This is a genomic window from Domibacillus epiphyticus (assembly GCF_001975785.1).
Classification (GTDB): Bacteria; Bacillota; Bacilli; order Bacillales; family Domibacillaceae; genus Domibacillus; species Domibacillus epiphyticus.
In genome coordinates, this window is sequence record NZ_MSFI01000029.1 from 72,990 (window position 1) to 90,995 (window position 18,006).

21 protein-coding genes are annotated in these 18,006 nt (G+C 43.0%); 4 read left to right on the plus strand and 17 right to left on the minus strand.

The features are described 5' to 3' along the window. From BTO28_RS15220 to BTO28_RS15270, 11 genes are all read right to left on the minus strand, one after another. Positions 1-597, minus strand: coding sequence for a stage V sporulation protein AA (locus BTO28_RS15220; RefSeq protein WP_076767817.1), 597 nt, complete (start codon positions 595-597; stop codon positions 1-3). Between the two features lie 39 nt (positions 598-636). Beyond that, on the minus strand, positions 637-1,374 hold the full coding sequence (gene sigF / locus BTO28_RS15225) for an RNA polymerase sporulation sigma factor SigF (RefSeq protein WP_076767819.1): 738 nt from the start codon (positions 1,372-1,374) through the stop codon (positions 637-639). Positions 1,375-1,386: 12 nt separating this feature from the next. Next, positions 1,387-1,827: an anti-sigma F factor gene (gene spoIIAB, locus BTO28_RS15230; RefSeq protein WP_076767821.1), complete on the minus strand. Its 441-nt coding sequence runs from the start codon at positions 1,825-1,827 to the stop codon at positions 1,387-1,389. Beyond that, entirely contained in the window at positions 1,812-2,174 is a 363-nt protein-coding gene (spoIIAA, locus tag BTO28_RS15235) for an anti-sigma F factor antagonist (RefSeq protein ID WP_076767823.1), read from the minus strand. Before spoIIAA ends, spoIIAB begins: the two co-directional genes overlap by 16 nt. A 121-nt stretch (positions 2,175-2,295) precedes the next feature. Next, positions 2,296-3,600 carry a pyrimidine-nucleoside phosphorylase gene (locus BTO28_RS15240; RefSeq protein ID WP_076767825.1) on the minus strand — a complete coding sequence of 435 codons (1,305 nt, stop codon included), beginning with the start codon at positions 3,598-3,600 and terminating at the stop codon, positions 2,296-2,298. 13 nt (positions 3,601-3,613) lie between these two features. Beyond that, entirely contained in the window at positions 3,614-4,429 is an 816-nt protein-coding gene (locus tag BTO28_RS15245; RefSeq protein WP_076767827.1) for a purine-nucleoside phosphorylase, read from the minus strand. Next, complete coding sequence (deoB, locus tag BTO28_RS15250; protein ID WP_076767828.1) at positions 4,426-5,610, minus strand: phosphopentomutase; 1,185 nt, start codon at positions 5,608-5,610, stop codon at positions 4,426-4,428. Before deoB ends, BTO28_RS15245 begins: the two co-directional genes overlap by 4 nt. Positions 5,611-5,748: 138 nt before the next feature. After that, a complete protein-coding gene (gene xerD, locus BTO28_RS15255) occupies positions 5,749-6,639 on the minus strand; it encodes a site-specific tyrosine recombinase XerD (RefSeq protein ID WP_076767830.1) in 891 nt (296 codons plus the stop codon). Positions 6,640-6,687: 48 nt separating this feature from the next. After that, complete coding sequence (fur, locus tag BTO28_RS15260) at positions 6,688-7,176, minus strand: ferric iron uptake transcriptional regulator (protein ID WP_076767832.1); 489 nt, start codon at positions 7,174-7,176, stop codon at positions 6,688-6,690. Positions 7,177-7,231: 55 nt separating this feature from the next. Continuing rightward, entirely contained in the window at positions 7,232-7,861 is a 630-nt protein-coding gene (spoIIM, locus tag BTO28_RS15265; protein WP_076767835.1) for a stage II sporulation protein M, read from the minus strand. A 49-nt stretch (positions 7,862-7,910) separates the two neighbouring features. Further along, positions 7,911-8,456: an NUDIX hydrolase gene (locus BTO28_RS15270; protein ID WP_076767837.1), complete on the minus strand. Its 546-nt coding sequence runs from the start codon at positions 8,454-8,456 to the stop codon at positions 7,911-7,913. A gap of 66 nt (positions 8,457-8,522) precedes the next feature. Between BTO28_RS15270 and BTO28_RS15275 the strand changes: the two genes are divergently transcribed. Both BTO28_RS15275 and BTO28_RS15280 read left to right on the plus strand, forming a co-directional pair. Continuing rightward, complete coding sequence (locus tag BTO28_RS15275) at positions 8,523-9,446, plus strand: aldo/keto reductase (RefSeq protein WP_076767838.1); 924 nt, start codon at positions 8,523-8,525, stop codon at positions 9,444-9,446. Beyond that, complete coding sequence (locus BTO28_RS15280) at positions 9,395-10,363, plus strand: alpha/beta hydrolase (RefSeq protein ID WP_083711679.1); 969 nt, start codon at positions 9,395-9,397, stop codon at positions 10,361-10,363. Before BTO28_RS15275 ends, BTO28_RS15280 begins: the two co-directional genes overlap by 52 nt. A 30-nt stretch (positions 10,364-10,393) precedes the next feature. Here the strand turns inward: BTO28_RS15280 and BTO28_RS15285 are convergent, their stop codons facing one another. After that, positions 10,394-11,155 carry an SDR family NAD(P)-dependent oxidoreductase gene (locus BTO28_RS15285; RefSeq protein ID WP_408606682.1) on the minus strand — a complete coding sequence of 254 codons (762 nt, stop codon included), beginning with the start codon at positions 11,153-11,155 and terminating at the stop codon, positions 10,394-10,396. A gap of 5 nt (positions 11,156-11,160) precedes the next feature. Then, a complete protein-coding gene (locus tag BTO28_RS15290; RefSeq protein ID WP_076767842.1) occupies positions 11,161-12,123 on the minus strand; it encodes an MBL fold metallo-hydrolase in 963 nt (320 codons plus the stop codon). A gap of 164 nt (positions 12,124-12,287) precedes the next feature. Here BTO28_RS15290 and proC point away from each other — a divergent pair, with 164 nt between their 5' ends. Next, positions 12,288-13,103 carry a pyrroline-5-carboxylate reductase gene (proC, locus tag BTO28_RS15295; protein WP_083711681.1) on the plus strand — a complete coding sequence of 272 codons (816 nt, stop codon included), beginning with the start codon at positions 12,288-12,290 and terminating at the stop codon, positions 13,101-13,103. On the opposite strand, the gene rnz is transcribed toward proC, so the two are convergent. Further along, a complete protein-coding gene (gene rnz, locus BTO28_RS15300) occupies positions 13,100-14,017 on the minus strand; it encodes a ribonuclease Z (protein ID WP_076767846.1) in 918 nt (305 codons plus the stop codon). The genes proC and rnz overlap by 4 nt on opposite strands. 127 nt (positions 14,018-14,144) lie before the next feature. Between rnz and zwf the strand changes: the two genes are divergently transcribed. Then, entirely contained in the window at positions 14,145-15,638 is a 1,494-nt protein-coding gene (zwf, locus tag BTO28_RS15305; protein WP_076767848.1) for a glucose-6-phosphate dehydrogenase, read from the plus strand. Between the two features lie 276 nt (positions 15,639-15,914). On the opposite strand, the gene gvpU is transcribed toward zwf, so the two are convergent. The 3 genes from gvpU to BTO28_RS15320 are packed head-to-tail and all read right to left on the minus strand — an operon-like array spanning position 15,915 to position 17,992. Further along, positions 15,915-16,298, minus strand: a complete 384-nt coding sequence (gene gvpU / locus BTO28_RS15310; RefSeq protein ID WP_233129897.1) for a gas vesicle accessory protein GvpU — start codon at positions 16,296-16,298, stop codon at positions 15,915-15,917. 23 nt (positions 16,299-16,321) lie between these two features. Next, positions 16,322-17,665, minus strand: a complete 1,344-nt coding sequence (gene gvpT, locus BTO28_RS15315; protein WP_076767852.1) for a YtxH domain-containing protein — start codon at positions 17,663-17,665, stop codon at positions 16,322-16,324. A 12-nt stretch (positions 17,666-17,677) separates the two neighbouring features. Next, complete coding sequence (locus BTO28_RS15320; protein WP_076767854.1) at positions 17,678-17,992, minus strand: gas vesicle protein; 315 nt, start codon at positions 17,990-17,992, stop codon at positions 17,678-17,680. Positions 17,993-18,006: the final 14 nt, after the last annotated feature.

Here is an 18,006-nt window from a genome sequence, read left to right on the forward strand (position 1 = left end):
TCACTTTTGTTCCTTCTCATTTGCAGCAAGGTAACCGTTAATATCTTCTTCGTATTTAAACATTTCCAGATCAAGAGGACCTGGCTCTTCATTCAGCCGTTTTTGCCATAGGCGGTTAAAAAAGAGAATCATGCCAAGACCAAGTCCAATGGAGTATGGAATTTGGAGCCATAATGGCTTTTCGACTTTTGAGCCGGTTACCATCTCATAGATCATGACATGGACTTTCTGCATTGACACGTCCTCATGGAAATTCATAATGGTCAGTGCCGCTCCTGTAAACAAAACAAGCCAGACAAAGGCAATTTTCCAGAAAGGTGCAGTATTATTTACACTATGGAAACTGACAATGGATTCCGTTTCACCGGCGATGACCGCTTTAGAATCAGGCATCGTCTCTTTCATTGCATTCACGACATCCAGCACTGTAACGACGACAATATTTCCAGCTGAAGGCGGTACTTGTTTGACGATTATTTTCTCCAAAATCGGCATCATATACTCACTCGCCTGTACGTCTGCCACATCAAAAAAAGAAATGAGCCGCTGATCAAGACGAACGTGGCGTTTCAAACTTATATACACTGTGTCATCCATACCCGCACCTCCGCTTTTTACGGAGTTTCCCCGTGCGTTTTACTTTTTATTCATATCCTCACGAAGGACGCGAATAATCTGTTTTTCTAAGCGGGACACCTGTACTTGCGAAATTCCAAGACGCTCCGCCGTTTCCGCCTGCGTACAATCCTTGTAATAACGCAAATAAATGATAAGCCGCTCCCGTTTATTTAATTTTTCCACCGCTTCTTTTAAAACAAGAGAATCAAACCATTTCATTTCCGGAGCAGCAAGCTGATCAAGAAGTGTAATCGGTTCCCCCTCATTTTCGTATACGGTTTCGTGAATCGATGCAGGTTTTTTTGCAGATTCTTGTGCCATTAGTGCCTCTTCTGTGGAAATATCAAGCTTTTCCGCCAATTCTGTAATCGTCGGAGCACGACCAAATTCCGCAGTAAATTTTTCTCTCTCACGTCTCATCTTATTGGCCGTTTCTTTTAACCGCCTGCTTACTTTCACTTCTCCATCATCACGCAGAAAACGCTGTATTTCACCAATAATCATCGGAACGGCATACGTAGAGAACTTTACATTGTAAGACAAGTCAAATTTGTCAATACATTTTAACAAACCGATGCAGCCAATTTGAAACAAGTCATCCGACTCATAACCACGATTTAGAAAACGCTGTACAACTGACCAAACGAGTCGTGTATTCCATTCGACTAGTTTGTTTCTTGCATCCAGATCACCGGACTGACTTTTTGTAATGAGCGCCTTTACTTCACTATCAGACAGCTGTACGACCTGTTTCATAGACGTATCCCTTTATACACACCGGACACGTTTGTCGGCCAGACGCTTTTTAAACCGTACAACGGTTCCTGATGAGGTGCTCGATTCTATTTCCAGCAGGTCGGTAAAATGCTCCATAATTGTAAACCCCATGCCTGCCCGTTCCATTTCCGGTTTTGTCGTAAACAATGGTTCCTTTGCTTGATCAATGTTATGAATTCCTTTTCCTTCATCACGTACGACAACATCAATTTCTCCGTCATCAATTGAAGCGGTAATATAAACAATACCGGCTGGATTGCTATCATAGCCGTGAATAATTGCATTCGTCACCGCTTCTGACACAGCCGTTTTTAATTCAGCCAGATCATCCATTGTCGGATTCAATTTTGCGGCAAACGAAGCGACCGCTACGCGGGCAAAGGCTTCATTTTCACCGAGTGCGTTAAACGAAAGATTCATGACATTTTGCATGAAGATCCCTCCAATCTGCGCAGTGCATCTTGTTCAGTTTTTTCAAAATACATAATTTTAAACAGTCCGGACAGCTGAAAAAGGCGCTTCACCTGTGTGTTTAATCCACATACAGTAACACTGCCGCCCATTTCATTCACCTGGCGGTAGCGGCCAAGAACCACTCCGAGTCCAGAACTGTCCATGAAGGAAAGTTGCTCTAGATTCCAGATTAAATGCTGTGTCTGATTCGCTTCCATTTCCGATTCGACAAACTCTTTTACCTGTTCCGAATAATAATGATCGAGTTCACCCGTCAGTCGGACACATAATATTTTCCCACTTGTTTCTGCCGTCATCGTCAACATTCCTTTATTCCTCCTTTTGGTACTAAGACGGTAATTTCGTTGTTGAAAACTCTTTATCCTTCCTATTTACAAAAGTAGAAAAAATATCCTTTTGTTCGACAATAAAAAAGACTGACAATTGTCAGTCTTGAATCACTAAGTGTATAAGTGTTGGCGATTCGACAGGTTCATCAGAAAAACGGTACGCTTCTGCTATTTTTCTAATTGAATCTTCTGGATTTTCTTTATTTGCGTGCAATGTCACTAGGACATCTCCTTTTTTTACTTCATCGCCAATTTTTTTCTTTAACGTAATCCCTACTCCGTGATTGATTTTATCATCCTTTGTTGCCCGTCCCGCTCCTAAATACATGGCGGCAGTGCCAATAGACTCCGCATCAATTTCCGCTACATACCCTTCAGTATCCGACTTTACCTGAATGTGATGTTTCGCCTGAGGAAGTTTTGATACATCATCTATCATGTCTGCGTTCCCCCCTTGTGCAATGACAAACTGGCGGAATGCTTCATACGCCTTGCCGTTTTCAAGATGCTGTTCGAGAGTTTTATAGGCTTGTTTATAATGTTCAAATGCACCAGCGAGAACCGTCATGTGTGAGGCAATTTCAAGTGAAAGTCTTCGAAGATCCTCCACCTTCGCTCCCTGTAAAATGGCCACAGCTTCTTTAATTTCATTCGCATTTCCTATTTCAAATCCAAGAGGCTGGTTCATATCACTAATAATCGCAACTGTTTTTCTGCCCAAATTATTCCCAATCGCGGTCATTTCTTTTGCAAGCGCCTTCGAATCCTCTAGCGTTTTCATAAACGCACCCGAACCTGTTTTCACATCCAGTACGATACTGTCCGCACCTGATGCAAGCTTCTTGCTCATAATCGAACCGGCAATAAGCGGAATGGATTCTACCGTTGCCGTCACATCGCGGAGGGCATACAATTTTTTGTCTGCAGGTGCAAGGTTTCCCGTTTGACCAGCGATTGACAGTTTATGTTGGTTTACATTGTGAATAAACTGCTCTTTCGTTAGTTCGATGTTAAAACCTTCAATTGATTCCAGTTTATCAAGCGTTCCTCCTGTATGACCGAGCCCTCTGCCGGACATCTTTGCGACAGGTACGTTAGCCGATGCGACAAGCGGACCAACAATAAATGTTACTTTATCGCCGACTCCGCCTGTGGAATGCTTATCTACTTTATGCCCTTGAATCGCGGATAGATCAATTGTTTCACCTGAATCCACCATCGCTTTGGTTAATAAAGCCGTTTCGCGCGGCACCATCCCTTGGAAGTAAATTGCCATCATTAGTGCCGATGCTTGATAATCCGGGATATCGCCTTTCGTGTAACCTTCAATAAAAAACCGGATTTCTTCTTCCATTAATTCTTTGCCATTCCGTTTTTTATGAATGATGTCAACCATTCTCATTGTCCTCACCACTTTACAAAGATTTTACAATTTCTTTTACGTAAGAAAGAAAATCTACTCGCACTTTTTCTGTCGTTTCAATCACTTCATCATGTGAAAGCGGCTGATCGAGAATTCCGGCAGCCATATTTGAAATACAGGAAATACCAAGAACGCTCATCCCGCCATGACGTGCAGCAATGACTTCCGGAACTGTTGACATCCCCACTGCATCCGCACCAAGAACACGGGCCATCCGCACCTCTGCCGGCGTTTCATATGCAGGTCCTGTATTTGCCGCGTAAACACCTTCCTGAATAGAAATACCTGTTCTTTTTGCAGCTTCTTTCGCGAGGCTGCGCAGATTACGGCTGTAAGCTTCGGTCATATCTGGAAAACGCGAGCCGAGACGGTTATCATTTTTACCGATTAGAGGATTCCCCCCCATTAAATTTATATGGTCTGTAATGATCATTAAATCGCCTGGCTTAAACGATTCATTCACTCCGCCTGCCGCATTTGTGACGAGGATCGTTTCGATGCCCAATGCTTTCATAACACGAATCGGAAATGTCACCTGCTCAAATGAGTACCCCTCATAATAATGAAATCGCCCTTTCATCGCTGCGACTATTTTACCTGATAATGTACCGGTTACAAGCTCCCCTGCATGCCCATCAACCGTAGATAACGGAAAATGAGGGATTTCTTCATAAGGGATAGAGGAAGCACTGTCAATCTCATCTGCGAGAACGCCTAAGCCCGAGCCTAAAACTAAACCAATCTCAGGTTTTTCACCGATTGTATCCGCTATAAATTTGGCCGCTTCTTTAATATGCGTATAGTTCACTTCAATTCCCCCATAAAACTTTTTCCGTACTCTGGCATGCTTATTGTAAAATTATCAGCAATAGATGCACCAATATCAGCAAATGTTTTTCTTACTTCAAGCGCATTGCCCCGAGCAAATTTTTTCGAAAAGACTAGAAGCGGAACAAATTCGCGCGTATGATCCGTCCCATGATGAACAGGATCGTTTCCATGATCCGCTGTTAAAATGAGCAAATCATCCTCTCTCAGCACATTGATTAATTCCGGCAGCCTCATATCAAATTTCTCCAGTTCTTTTCCATATCCTTCCGGGTCGCGGCGATGGCCAAACAGCGCATCAAAATCAACAAGATTAAGAAAAGATAATCCGGTAAAGTCTTTTTGAGCTACGGCGATGATTTTGTCCATTCCGTCCATATTTGATTTTGTCCGAATAGCCTCCGTCACCCCTTCTCCGTCATAAATGTCCGCAATTTTCCCGATTGCAATAACATCAAAATCCGCATCTTTTAACTCATTCATAACCGTACGTCTAAATGGTTTTAACGCATAGTCATGGCGGTTTGAGGTCCGTTCAAATTTACCCGGTTCTCCAACAAAGGGACGCGCAATCACACGCCCAATCATGTATTCCCCTGTTTTTGTCATTTCACGGGCAGATTCACAAATTTTATACAATTCATCAAGTGGAACGATCTCTTCATGAGCGGCAATTTGGAGTACGGAATCCGCCGACGTGTAGACGATCAGCGCCCCTGTTTCCATATGTTCTTTCCCTAGTTCATCTAGAATTTCTGTTCCGCTTGCCGGCTTGTTGCCGATCACTTTTCTTCCTGACTTTCGTTCGAGATCTTCTATTAATGAAGCCGGAAATCCGTCTGGGAACACCTGAAATGGCGTTTGAATATTTAGACCCATAATTTCCCAATGACCTGTCATCGTGTCCTTGCCGCTTGACGCCTCCTGCATTTTTGTATAAAAAGCTGCCGGCGGATCCGCTTTCTTAATTCCTTTTATTTCTTTTATATTAGACAACCCGAGAGCTGACATGTTCGGCATATTTAATCCACCCATCCGCTCTGCAATATGCCCGAGCGTGTCTGCTCCTTCATCACCAAATTGTCGCGCATCAGGCGCTTCGCCAATACCGACTGAATCGAGCACAATTAAGTGAATTCTGTTAAACATCCGTTTGTCCATGCTTTATGCCCCTTTCTAGTCGCTTTAGTATCTTCTTCTCAAATTTCTATATGCAGGTAACAAGTTATGTCACAAGTCTGACTTCTCCGTTTTATTATAATGGATCAATTTTGTAAATACAAAAAGCACCTGAAAGATTCAGGCGCGAGGATGAAACTGTGAATACACATCTTTTAACCGTGTTTTCGTAACATGTGTGTATATCTGTGTTGTTGATATATCAGCGTGGCCAAGCATTTCCTGTACAGCACGTAAATCGGCTCCGTTTTCAAGCAAATGTGTCGCAAACGAATGGCGAAGCGTATGGGGGGTCATTTCTTTTTCGATGGTTGCTTTTTTCGCCAGTGCTTTTATGATTTTCCAAAAGCCCTGTCGCGTGAGTCTTTTCCCGTAATGGTTTAAAAATAGCGCATCTTCACGGTGCTTTTTCGAGACGAGATCGGGACGTCCATTTTGCAGATAACGTTCAATTGCTTCCAGTGCGTGGCGTCCAGCAGGAATAATTCTTTCTTTGTCCCCCTTTCCCGTACACCGGACAAACCCCATCGTTAAATGAACGTCTTCTTTATTTAACGATGTCAATTCACTAACGCGCAACCCCGAGGCATACATCAGTTCCATCATCGCTTTATCACGCATCCCGAGAGCAGTTGAAACATCTGGTGCTGCGAGCAGCGCCTCTGTTTCTTCCATACTCAGTACTTTTGGAAGTGAACGGCCTGATTTTGGGGTTTCAATATGATTTGTTGGATCATGATCCGTTACTTTGTCCTGAATTAAAAAATGATGAAATGAACGAATGGTGGAAATATGACGGGCGATTGTTTTCGGTGACTTTCCCTGTTCTTTCAGCTGTTCGAGAAAGTGTAAAATATGTATTCGCTTAATCCCGCCTGCTGTCACCTGTTCAACTTTTTTCACATAATCGATGTAGTGAGTTAAATCCCGCCGATATGCTGCAATGGTGTTTTCAGCAAGCCCTTTTTCGACTATTAAAAAATGAAGAAAGTCATTCATGTGTTCTTCCAAGAGTTATCACTCCTTCATCAAAAAAACCTTTCGACTGTTCGAAAGGTTTTATTCAGCATGTTGTTTTTCAAGATCTCCTTTTTCGCCTTCTTCTTCCTGTTTCATGTGGCATCTGCTGCAAATGCCGTGAAACGTCAGGCGGTGATCTTTAATTTTAAAATTCCATCTGCTTTCCACGATCGCTTCGACGTCATCAAGTAAATCTTCTTGTATTTCATCCACCGCTCCACATTCTATGCAGACGAGATGATGATGAAAATGAGCTGCGCCCTCCTGACGAAGATCGTAACGTGAGACACCGTCTCCAAAGTTTATTTTATCTACCACTTTGAGTTCATTTAATAGTTCGAGCGTTCTGTAGACTGTAGCCAACCCAATTTCCGGTGCTTTTTCTTTAACGAGGAGGTACACGTCTTCTGCGCTTAAATGGTCCTCTTCATGTTCAAGAAGAACACGCACAGTGGCTTCGCGCTGCGGTGTTAGTTTATAGCTTGCTGCGTGCAGCTGTTTTTTTATACGGTCAATCCGGCTTTCCATTTTTGTCCCCTCCCTCGCCGATGTAATCTTTATTATAACAAAATGATGCAATGAATCAAAAGAATTTATTTAGAAGCACATTCATCATCTGACTTGAAATAAATGCTTCTATAAAGGCGGCGATCAGAATCGCAATCAACACCGCCCCCATATAGCCCATGTACGTCATAATACTTTTCGCAACCGGAAGGGGCACGGTTTGTTTGACAGTCAGCTTTTGCACAAGCCGAATTGAACACGATGCAGACATCACTGCTGTGAATAAAAAAGCGGGTATGAGAATCATATTTTGGGGCAAAATCGTGCATAGTGCGATCAAAAGCCCGTCCCATTTCATTTGCTGGATAAGAAAGCCCACCGAAAAACCGGTCACTGCTCCTTTTAAAAACAGCAAAACAAAAATAAGCGGAAGGCCGATTACGGAAATACCTGCGATCCACATGGCACCAGTGAATTTTATATTATGAGTGACGCTTTCCCAAAATAAATCAAGCGGCTTGGCAACGTTTCCGGCGGATGCCTGCGTAAAAAACTCTTTCACATAAGAATACAGCTCGGATTTTTGAACCGGCATCATGCTATTAACAGCGAGCGCGCCAAAGGCCGTTCCTGTCATAAGCAGTACGGCTGTAAATAGATATAGTGCCGCCCGTTTTTGAATATGACGGTTGATGGCAATCCACATAAATGGAGGCCCCCCTCTCTTTGCCCACTATATGAGAGGGGCGGCATCATTATACCAGTCCGTTTAAGCGCAAATATTGCAGCGCCCACATTGTTTTTGCATCATAAATACGGTTTTCTTGTAAAAGCTGCTCTGCTTCTTCAATGGTCACTTCCATTAACTCGACAAACTCATCCTCATCCGCAGCTAGACCGTCTTCTACCTTCACAAGTTCTTCTGCAAGAAACACGTGTACAAGCTCGTCAGCGAACCCTGGTGATGTGTAAAACGACTGAACATGTGTCATTTTCCCTGGACGGTATCCTGTTTCTTCCTCTAGCTCCCGCCGCGCTGATAATTCGGGTTCTTCTCCGGGTTCTAGTTTCCCTGCCGGCACTTCGACAAGGGGACGTTCAAGTGCTTTGCGGTATTGTTCAACAAGAATGATTTTTTTTTCTGCTGTCAGTGCGACGACACATACTGCGCCGGGATGTTTAATGAGTTCTCTCTTTGCTTCCTTCCCATCCGGCAGCAGGACATCATCGACCTGCAGACGAATGACTTTCCCTTGAAAAATCGACTCCGTTTTAATAGTTTTTTCTTCAAATTTATGCATAAAGTTCCCTCTTTTCTTTTCTCCTCTTCCATATGTTACACTTTTAGAAAAAGGAAGGTGATTGGAATGAATACACGTGAACTAGGCAATTCCGGCATTTTTGTCAGTGAACTAGGACTCGGCTGTATGTCCATTGGTACGGAAGAACGTCATGCTGAATCCATCTTGCATACAGCTCTTGACGAAGGCATTACGTATTTCGATACAGCAGACTTATATGATTTTGGCGTCAACGAACAGCTTGTCGGCAAAACATTGAAACAAGTCCGCGAGAAAGTCGTTATTGCATCAAAAGCAGGCAACCGATGGACCGATTCAAAAGACAGCTGGACGTGGGATGCGTCAAAAGCCTATATAAAAGAAGCTGCGAAACAAAGCCTAAAACGTCTCGACACGGAATATATCGATTTGTATCAGCTGCACGGCGGCACGCTAGATGATCCAATTGACGAAACGATTGAAGCATTTGAAGAACTAAAGTCGGAAGGATTCATCCGTGCCTATGGGATTTCATCCATTCGGCCGACGGTTATCAATCAATATGTAAAACGGTCTTCTATTTCAAGCGTGATGATGCAGTACAGCATTTTAGACCGCCGTCCTGAATTTCAGGCTCTTCCTATTTTAGCAGAGAATGGCGTCAGTGTCGTCGCTCGCGGACCGGTCTCATTCGGCCTTTTAAGCACAAATTGGCGTGAAAAACTTCAAAAAGCAGCGAAAAAAGGATTGAAATGGTACAGTGAAAAAGAGCTTTCAACTGTTCTAACGACAATTGAAAACAGTCTCGCTCCGGATCGAACGTTAAATGGCCTTGCTTTTCGCTATGTGCTTCATCATCCTGCTGCAGCCGCAGTCGTTGCGGGTGCGAGTTCGGTAGATCAGCTAAGAGAAAATGCACGAGCGGTACGTGAAGCCGCCTTGACGGAGGAAGAATATAAATGGATTCAAGATACAGCAATAAAAGCAGATTACGACGCACATCGATTATAAAAAAAGCCGCCATTTCCAGCGGTTCTGCTGCAGCGGTTCTGCTTGCAGGTACGGGCTTATATTTATCGCAACGTATCTTGTATAGGATGAAAAAAGCAGATAAAGCGATTGTTGAACGCGAAAGAAAAGCAGGACGTTTTGATGAAAACGCATATGAACAACTGCCGAAAGAAGACGTTTGGATAACCTCTGAAGATGGAATTCGAATAAAAAGTGTTTTTATTACACCAACCCCCGGCAATCCATATGTTATTTTTTGCCACGGTGTCACTGAGCATAAAGTAAATTCTATTAAATATATGAATTTATTTTTAAAGCGCGGTTTTAATGCGGTTATATACGACCATCGAAGGCATGGCGAATCAGAAGGCGCATTCACAAGCTACGGACATTTCGAAAAAATGGATTTAAAAGCAGTAGCTGATGAATTAGTCCGGCGGGAGGGCCCTCATGTACGCTTTGGTATACACGGTGAATCAATGGGGGCCGTTACACTTCTTTTATACGCCGGAACTATTGAAGACCGGGCTGATTTTTATGTAGCGGATTGTCCTTTTTCGGACTTCCGAGAACAATTGGAGCACCAAATGAGGCGTGAAATTGGCGGGGCGCCGCGATTCTTGCTGACAATCGCCGAGTGGTCTGTCTGGCTTCGAGGACGATACAAACTATCTGAATTAACCCCTCTAGAGGCAGTGAAAAACATAAAAAAGCCCATTCTGTTTATTCACAGCATGGATGATAAGTTTATTTTGCCACGCATGACCGAAGCGCTGTTTGAAGTAAAAGAAGGCCCAAAAGAAATTTATTTCGCTCCAAATGGTGCACATGCACAATCATATAATGAAAACCCGGAACAGTACGAAGAAGCACTGAATGCGTTTTTAAGAAAGTACAACTTAGATCCGAATCATTAAAAGGAGGACACTGTTTCAGCGCCCTCCTTGTCATTTTTGAAAAAATACTTTCCGGCCGAGGCGTTCGACGGTTTTTGGGAATAAGTGATGAATGATACTGCCGGCCGCCATCCACTTCGGCACGTTCACTTCTCGAACCGGACGCCCGATAGCAGCGATTGTTTTTCTTGCCACATAAACCGGATCAAGCATGATTTTCCCCGCATTTTTTATATAGGTCCCTTCCGGATCCGCATTATCAAAAAACGGAGTCGCAATCGGCCCCGGGTTTATCGCCGTAACTAGTACATTCGAGCGGGCGAGCTCCATGCGTATGCTGTTTGTGTAACCTAAAACCGCGTGCTTTGTTGCTGCGTACACCGCTGATTTTGGTGTCGCCAGTTTACCGGCCTGTGAGGCAACATTAATGATGTGTCCGCTTCTTCGTTCAATCATTTGCTGTATGACAAGTTCCGTACAATTTATTAATCCGTTCACATTCACGCTGATCATTTGAACCGTTTCTTCCGGTTTCATTTCATGCGCCCACGCGAAATAACCGACGCCTGCATTGTTAATCAGCACATCGACTTGACCAATTTCACGGAAAACAGATTCGAGAGCGGTACGATCTGTCACATCTGCCTGAAACACACGTACGTTTCCTGTGGGATCTAATTCTTTTTTTATTTTCTCTAAAAAGTCCAGCCGGCGTGCCACTAACACAGCATGAAAGCCCGCCGAAACCGCTTCTCTTGCAAGCTCTGCACCTAAACCCGAAGAGGCTCCGGTGATCACAACCGTTTTTCCCATCTGCATCACCCCCGGAAATATGCGGCACCGTTTTCAACATTGTACACGTGAATGTCACCGCGTTCCATTAAATAATCAAATTGTCCTGCCGTTTCCGAGAGCGTCAAGCCTGTTTCTTTTTTATACATTTCCGGGAACAGTTTCGTACAGACGTCAAAAATGGTCATCGGTTTTTCTCGCAGCATGGATAAAACAAGCATGGCACGGTCATGCTGCCGTTCGAAACGCCGTTCAATTAACGGGTTAATCGACTTTATATCGTTTCCATGACCGGTCAATGCATACCGGATATCCAAATCCATTACTTTTCTTAGCGAGTCATGATATTGAAGCAATGATTTTGCCCTTTCTCCCCCATCATTGGATGGGGGCTCAATGAGTGGGTTGGATGAAACAGTTTTCAACACGTGATCTCCCGCTATAAGAAAACCATCCTTCTCACGGTAAAAAACAAGATGGCTTTGTGCATGCCCCGGCGTTTCATAGACACGCCATCCAGGCAATGCAGGCAGTTCATCTCCTTCTTTTAATGCTTGTGTAAGGACGCTGTTTTTCGAGCTGAATTTCAGCGTTTTTTCCAGGTTATTCGCAATTTCCATCATCTCATCCGGCACGCCAAATTCACGGAATAATGAATGGAAAAATTCTCGACGCCAGTCCAAAAATGATTGATTGTGTGACAACCAGTTGGCGCAATATTCATGTCCGTAAATATCGACATGAAAATCATCTAGCAGCCCGGTATGATCGGGGTGGTGATGCGTTAAAATTACTTGTTCAATGTCGGATGCTTTGTAGCCAGCTTCTTTTAAACCCGCTTTTAACGCTGTACGTGCCTCTATTGTATTCACACCGGCATCGATTAGTGTAAGCCGGTCCCCTTTTACTAAATATGTATTGACATCACCAATCGGGAAAGGCGTTGGCATCGTTATTTTAATGATGTTTTCATATGTTTCAATCCCCATTATGTCCACCTGCCATTTTTCTGAAATAATATTCATTATATATGTAGTGTACCTGTTCCACAATGAATTGTCATTCATTGTTCATTACTCTCTTGACAGAACCATTTCTTTTCCGCATAATCACTTGAAAAGTCAAAATGTTTAGGCAACAGGGAGGAATCACGTTGAAAGCAGTTTTTATTGGAGCCGGTTCGATGGCTGAAGCGATAATTGCCGGTGCAATTACAAGCGGAGCTCTTCAAGCAGAAAACACTTATGTGACAAACCGCGCGAACAACGAACGACTCAAAGAGTTGGCGGCTCAATATGGCATTCAATCAGGCTATGACATGGAATCAGCTTTGAATAATGCTGATGTCATTGTGCTTGCGATGAAGCCAAAAGATGCGGCTGCAGGGCTTGAGGCAATACGATCTTACATACATAATGGTTCCGTCATCATCAGCCTTCTTGCCGGTGTTGGGATTGACTTTATGGAAAAAGCCATTGGCAAACCGTGTGCGATTATTCGCTCTATGCCAAATACATCCGCTGCGGTTGGGAAGTCAGCGACAGCCATCGCGTTAAATAAACACGTTACAGCCGGCCAGCATAAAGCGGCCATTGATCTATTTACGGCTATTGGTCTTGCGATTACGGTGGACGAATCGCAAATGGACGCTGTGACAGCCGTCTCCGGAAGCGGTCCGGCTTATATTTATTATGTAGCCGAAGCGATGCAGACTTCCGGTGAAGAACTCGGTCTTGACCATGAAACAGCCAAGGCGCTCATTATTCAAACCCTTCTCGGTGCCGCTGACATGCTTTCCGAGTCTAACGGCCAAGCTGCTTCTCTCCGCAAAGCGATAACTAGCGCCGGAGGGACTACGGAAGCTGCCATCCGCACATTTGACGAATGGCACGTAAAAGAAGCAATTGAAGCTGGTGTAAAAGAAGCCGCTGCTCAGTCAAAAAGGCTTGGTCTCTCTTATAAACACTAATTGATGAGCACTTCGAGGAAATCACGAGCGATAATAACCGGTTGAAACAGCTCTTTGGCTTCATTTAAAAGCTGACGCTCATCTTCTCTCGTATAGCGGGAGCTGATATGGGTTAAGCATAAGGATTTGACGCCGGCACGCATCGCCATTCCGGCTGCCTGTGATGTCGTTGAATGGTAATAATCATGTGCCATCTTTTTATTCTCTGCGTTAAATGTTGCTTCGTGAACAAGCAAATCTGCACCTAAAGAAAGTTGAACGGCCATGTCGCACGGTCTTGTATCACCGAGGACCGTGACGATTTTTCCAGGTTGTGGGTCACTTGTGTATTTATCCGGGTCAATTTTCCGCCCATCTGTCAATGTAACCTGCTTCCCTTCTTTTATTTGTTTATAAATTGGGCCTGGTGGAATATTATCTTCACGGAGAAGATCAACGAGCAGCTCGCCTGGTTTTTCTTTTTCGGCAAACCTATAACCGAGAGAGTATATGCCGTGATCTAATTTTCCAGCTGTAACGATGATCCCGTCGTCTTCAAAGACCGTTCCTTCTTCAATTTCTTCTATGTAAAGAGGGTATTGAAGATGCGTATTGCTGACATGAAGTGCGGTTTCAATAAACGCGCGAATACCGGCCGGACCGTACACCGTGAGCGGTTCAATGCCGCCTTGAAAAGAGCGGCTTCCAAGAAGACCGGGCAGGCCAAAAATATGATCTCCATGTAAATGGGTGATAAATATTTTTTCAATCCGGCGCGGTTTCAGACTTGTATGCAATATTTGATGCTGTGTAGCTTCACCGCAATCGATAAGCCAGACAGTGCCGCGTTCGTTTAACATCTTGAGTGCAATGGACGTTACGTTGCGCATTTTACCTGGCACACCGGCACCTGTTCCAAGAAATAATAATTCCAATTAAATCACTCCTTTGTTCGTCTTATTTTGCCATATTTCTTTCATAAACAAAAATACTTGTCACTTTCACTGTTTTGTGAAAAAATGCAATAGTATAAAAATGAATCTCAAAAGCGGGGTTAGAAACGTGAAACAAACAGAAACGCCAGCTGCTCTGACGATCCTGTTCGGTGCAACAGGAGATCTGGCAAAACGCAAATTATATCCTTCTCTTTATCGTTTATATCGAAAAGGACATCTATCATCAGGATTCGCTGTCATTGGCACAGCCCGCCGAGAATGGGATAACGACATTTTTCGTGAGCACGTAAAAAAATCAGTTATGGAATCGACTAATATTCAAGACCAAATAGATGAATTTATTTCTCATTTTTATTATTTGCCTCATGATGTATCGGATTCCAATTCATATGCGGAGCTTCGAACGCTTGCAAATGAACTGGACAGCAAATATTCACTCGGAGGCAACCGTCTTTTCTATTTGGCAATGGCGCCGGAATTCTTCGGTACGATTGCAGAGCATTTGAAACTGGATGGTTTAACGGATACAGAAGGCTTCGGCCGTCTCGTTATTGAAAAGCCGTTTGGCCACGATTTACCGTCCGCGCAGGAATTGAATGCGCAAATTCGCCGTTCTTTTGATGAAAAGGACATTTACCGTATCGACCATTATCTTGGAAAAGAGATGGTTCAAAACATTGAAACGATTCGATTCGCCAATGCGTTGTTTGAACCGCTCTGGAACAGCCGATACATCTCGAATATTCAAATTACATCAAGTGAAACACTCGGTGTAGAAGAACGCGGCGGGTACTATGAAACAAGCGGCGCTTTGAAAGATATGGTTCAAAACCATATGCTTCAAATGGTAGCCCTTCTTGCAATGGAGCCGCCAATCAGCCTGCAGGATGACGATATTCGCAGTGAAAAAGTGCGCGCGTTCCGTTCAATGCGCCCGTTGACACTCGAAACGGTGAATGACTATTTCGTACGCGGCCAATATGGACCAGGTGATCATGTTCCGGGCTACCGTGAAGAAATAAATGTCGATCCGGATTCAAATACGGAAACATACGTTGCAGGGAAAGTCATGTTTGACAACTTCCGCTGGGCTGGCGTGCCATTCTATATCCGTACTGGAAAACGAATGCCGTTAAAATCAACGAAAATCGTCGTTCAATTTAAAGACATCCCGATGAATTTATATTACCGTCCGGATGATCAAGAAATGGAGCCGAATTTGCTCGTTATTCATATTCAGCCTGAAGAAGGCATCACGCTGCATTTGAATGCGAAGAAATCAGGACGTCAACTTCAGACAACCCCTGTAAAGCTGAGTTATGCAAACAACGGCGAAGATATCATGAATACACCGGAAGCATACGAAAAATTAATTCACGACGCCATGCGCGGTGATTCCACAAACTTTACCCACTGGGATGAAGTGGCCCTTTCCTGGAGCTTTGTCGACGTCATTGCCGAAGCCTGGAGAAATGAAAAAGCAGCATTCCCGAACTACCCGGCAGGTACAAAAGGACCAAAAGCAGCAGATGAATTGCTTGAGAAAGACGGCTTCTTCTGGTGGCCTTTAAACATGCTCGACGTAGATGTGTGTAATTAAATAAAAATAAACAGCAGGTGTCAATAAGCACCTGCTGTTTTTCCGTTTTAAAAAACCATCCCAAAGAAAGTTAACGTTGAGATGGGTGTTGTGCTGTTCTTCTCCATCCACTTTGTGAAATGAGGAGACTAAAAAAACTTGATTCACTGCTGTGCTTAATCAACGAAATACAAAAAAACTTATATCCCACTGGACAATGTGCGAATACATATTGAGAAAAAAATGCCCGCCTTTAGCTGCTAAGACGGGATACTAGCATTATTGTTGTGGGCTAGTTCAAGTTTCTTTATCACTACTATCAATTATTTTCCCTAAAAAGAAACCATCTATTTCACTTAATTTTCCTCGCCAGAGAATTTTCCCTTTTGAAGGTGTGGGCTTACTGTCGCCACAATATACTTTGGTATCTTTCATGTGGAGAAAATAGGCTTCAGAGTCGTCATTGGCTTGCACTGCTTCTCCGGTCTTTACAAATTGTTCACTTAACATTTTGGCAGTTTCATTTCCATCTTCAAATGTTTCACTTAGCGTATTGAAATATTCCTTAGCAGATACCATTGTGCCACTAATAACAGCACCTTTTACGTTTAATGAAATATCTAAGGAAAAATCATGGTGATTCGCTGCTTGGACAAAAAACTCAAGAATGCTGTCTTTCATTGTGCCAGAACCGCTCCCCATTTTTACGTCCCCTTTCTTAATCCAGGAAGAAGATATGTGTCCTCATCATCGGAAAGAACATTGTAATAATTCACCTTCTCCTCCTTGGCCGTCTTTTTAGATCCGGATGTTTTTTTATCCGAGTTGTGCTTTTTAATTTTATCAGATCCAACATTCGTACTGTTCTCATTGCTATTTTCATGATCTTTTTTCATATCAATATCTTCTAGATCCTTTTCCACAGCACCGTTCTCTAGCCTTTTATCTTGATCTTGTGGTTGATTTCTTCCCTCTTCACTATTCTTTTGATCTTCTGCTGGGTTTTGTTTCTTACCCTTATCTGCTTGACTTTTTTTTTGAGTTTCATGAGAATTTTCTTCTTTTTCTGTCCTATCATTTAATTGATTTTGAGCTTGCGAGTGATTTTTCATTTCATCCGGCTCGTCGCCAGTTTGGCTAGATTCTAATGATTGACTCTGGCCTTTATTTTCCTGAAGCATTTTTGTTAGCAACTCCTCTATATTGCCTAAGCGGTCTTGGAGTTTTTCATTTTCTTTTTTTAATGACTCATAACCTCTGTTGGTTGATTTTCCAGCTGATTCTGATTGTTCTTCATTACCATTGTCCGCGCCTTCTGATTCTGATTGAGCCGTTTCATTATTTTTTTTATCACCTGATTGAGCTTGTTTTTCTTTACTATCCTCTTGGCCTTCTGTTTGAGATTGTATCTCTTTATGACTCAAAGGCCCTTGTAAAGATGATTGTGATTCCTTGCCAGCCTCCTGGCCTTTTAATTTAGATTGGGCCTCTTTACTCTCATCTTGTTTTTGTGTGTCATTCTTTATTTCGTATGGTGATGCCCAATGGTTTGCAGGATCATTGGAATCGCCGTGTGGATCAATCTTTTGGTGGTTCTCACTTCTTTTTGCTTGAGTTAGTTTTGTCAGCATGTATTCCAATCGATCTAATCGATCATTAAAGCTGCGGCTTTCTTGATATAGTTCCTTTTCATTATGATTGTTTGACTTGTTTTCGGAACCTGTCGTTAGGCTTGTTTCACTCTCGCGCATTTCTTCTTCATTCGAATAACCTTCTATTGCAATATCTTCTTTTTTAACAAATATCTTTCCGGCTGATTTTTTAATGGAATCTCCTGCTTTCTTTGACTTTTCTTTAACTGCCTGACCTATGCCGGAACCTGTGCTTTTTATTTTATGCGGACTGGTATTCTCTATAAGTTTTTTTCCTGTTTCAGGAGCAGCCACATATCCAACTGCAGCTCCAATCAGTCCTCCTGCTATCGAACGTTTAATTTGACTGCTATTTAGCTTGTGTTTCATATTCTGAGTATCTTTTGTCTTTTCCATGGTAACCTCCTATTAGCAGTTGAATTCGGGTGAATTTATGCGGTTAGTAGATATGGTCTTTTCAAGAGATTCAAGCCTTTCATGCAGCCTCTTGTTTTCTTCTTCAAGGGCTTTCGTAGTACTTTCTGCAGCTTTTGAAGATAAATATGGGTCTGTTTCCCACCAGTCCATTCCAATTTCCTTCGCCTTATCAACAGAAGCTACAATCAAGCGTATTTTGATGGTTAACAGTTCAACATCAGCGATACCTACTGTGATATCACCTGCAATAACCACACCTTTATCTAATATTTTCTCTAGTACGTCTACAATCGTACTGGATTGCATTGAATGTCCGGCTC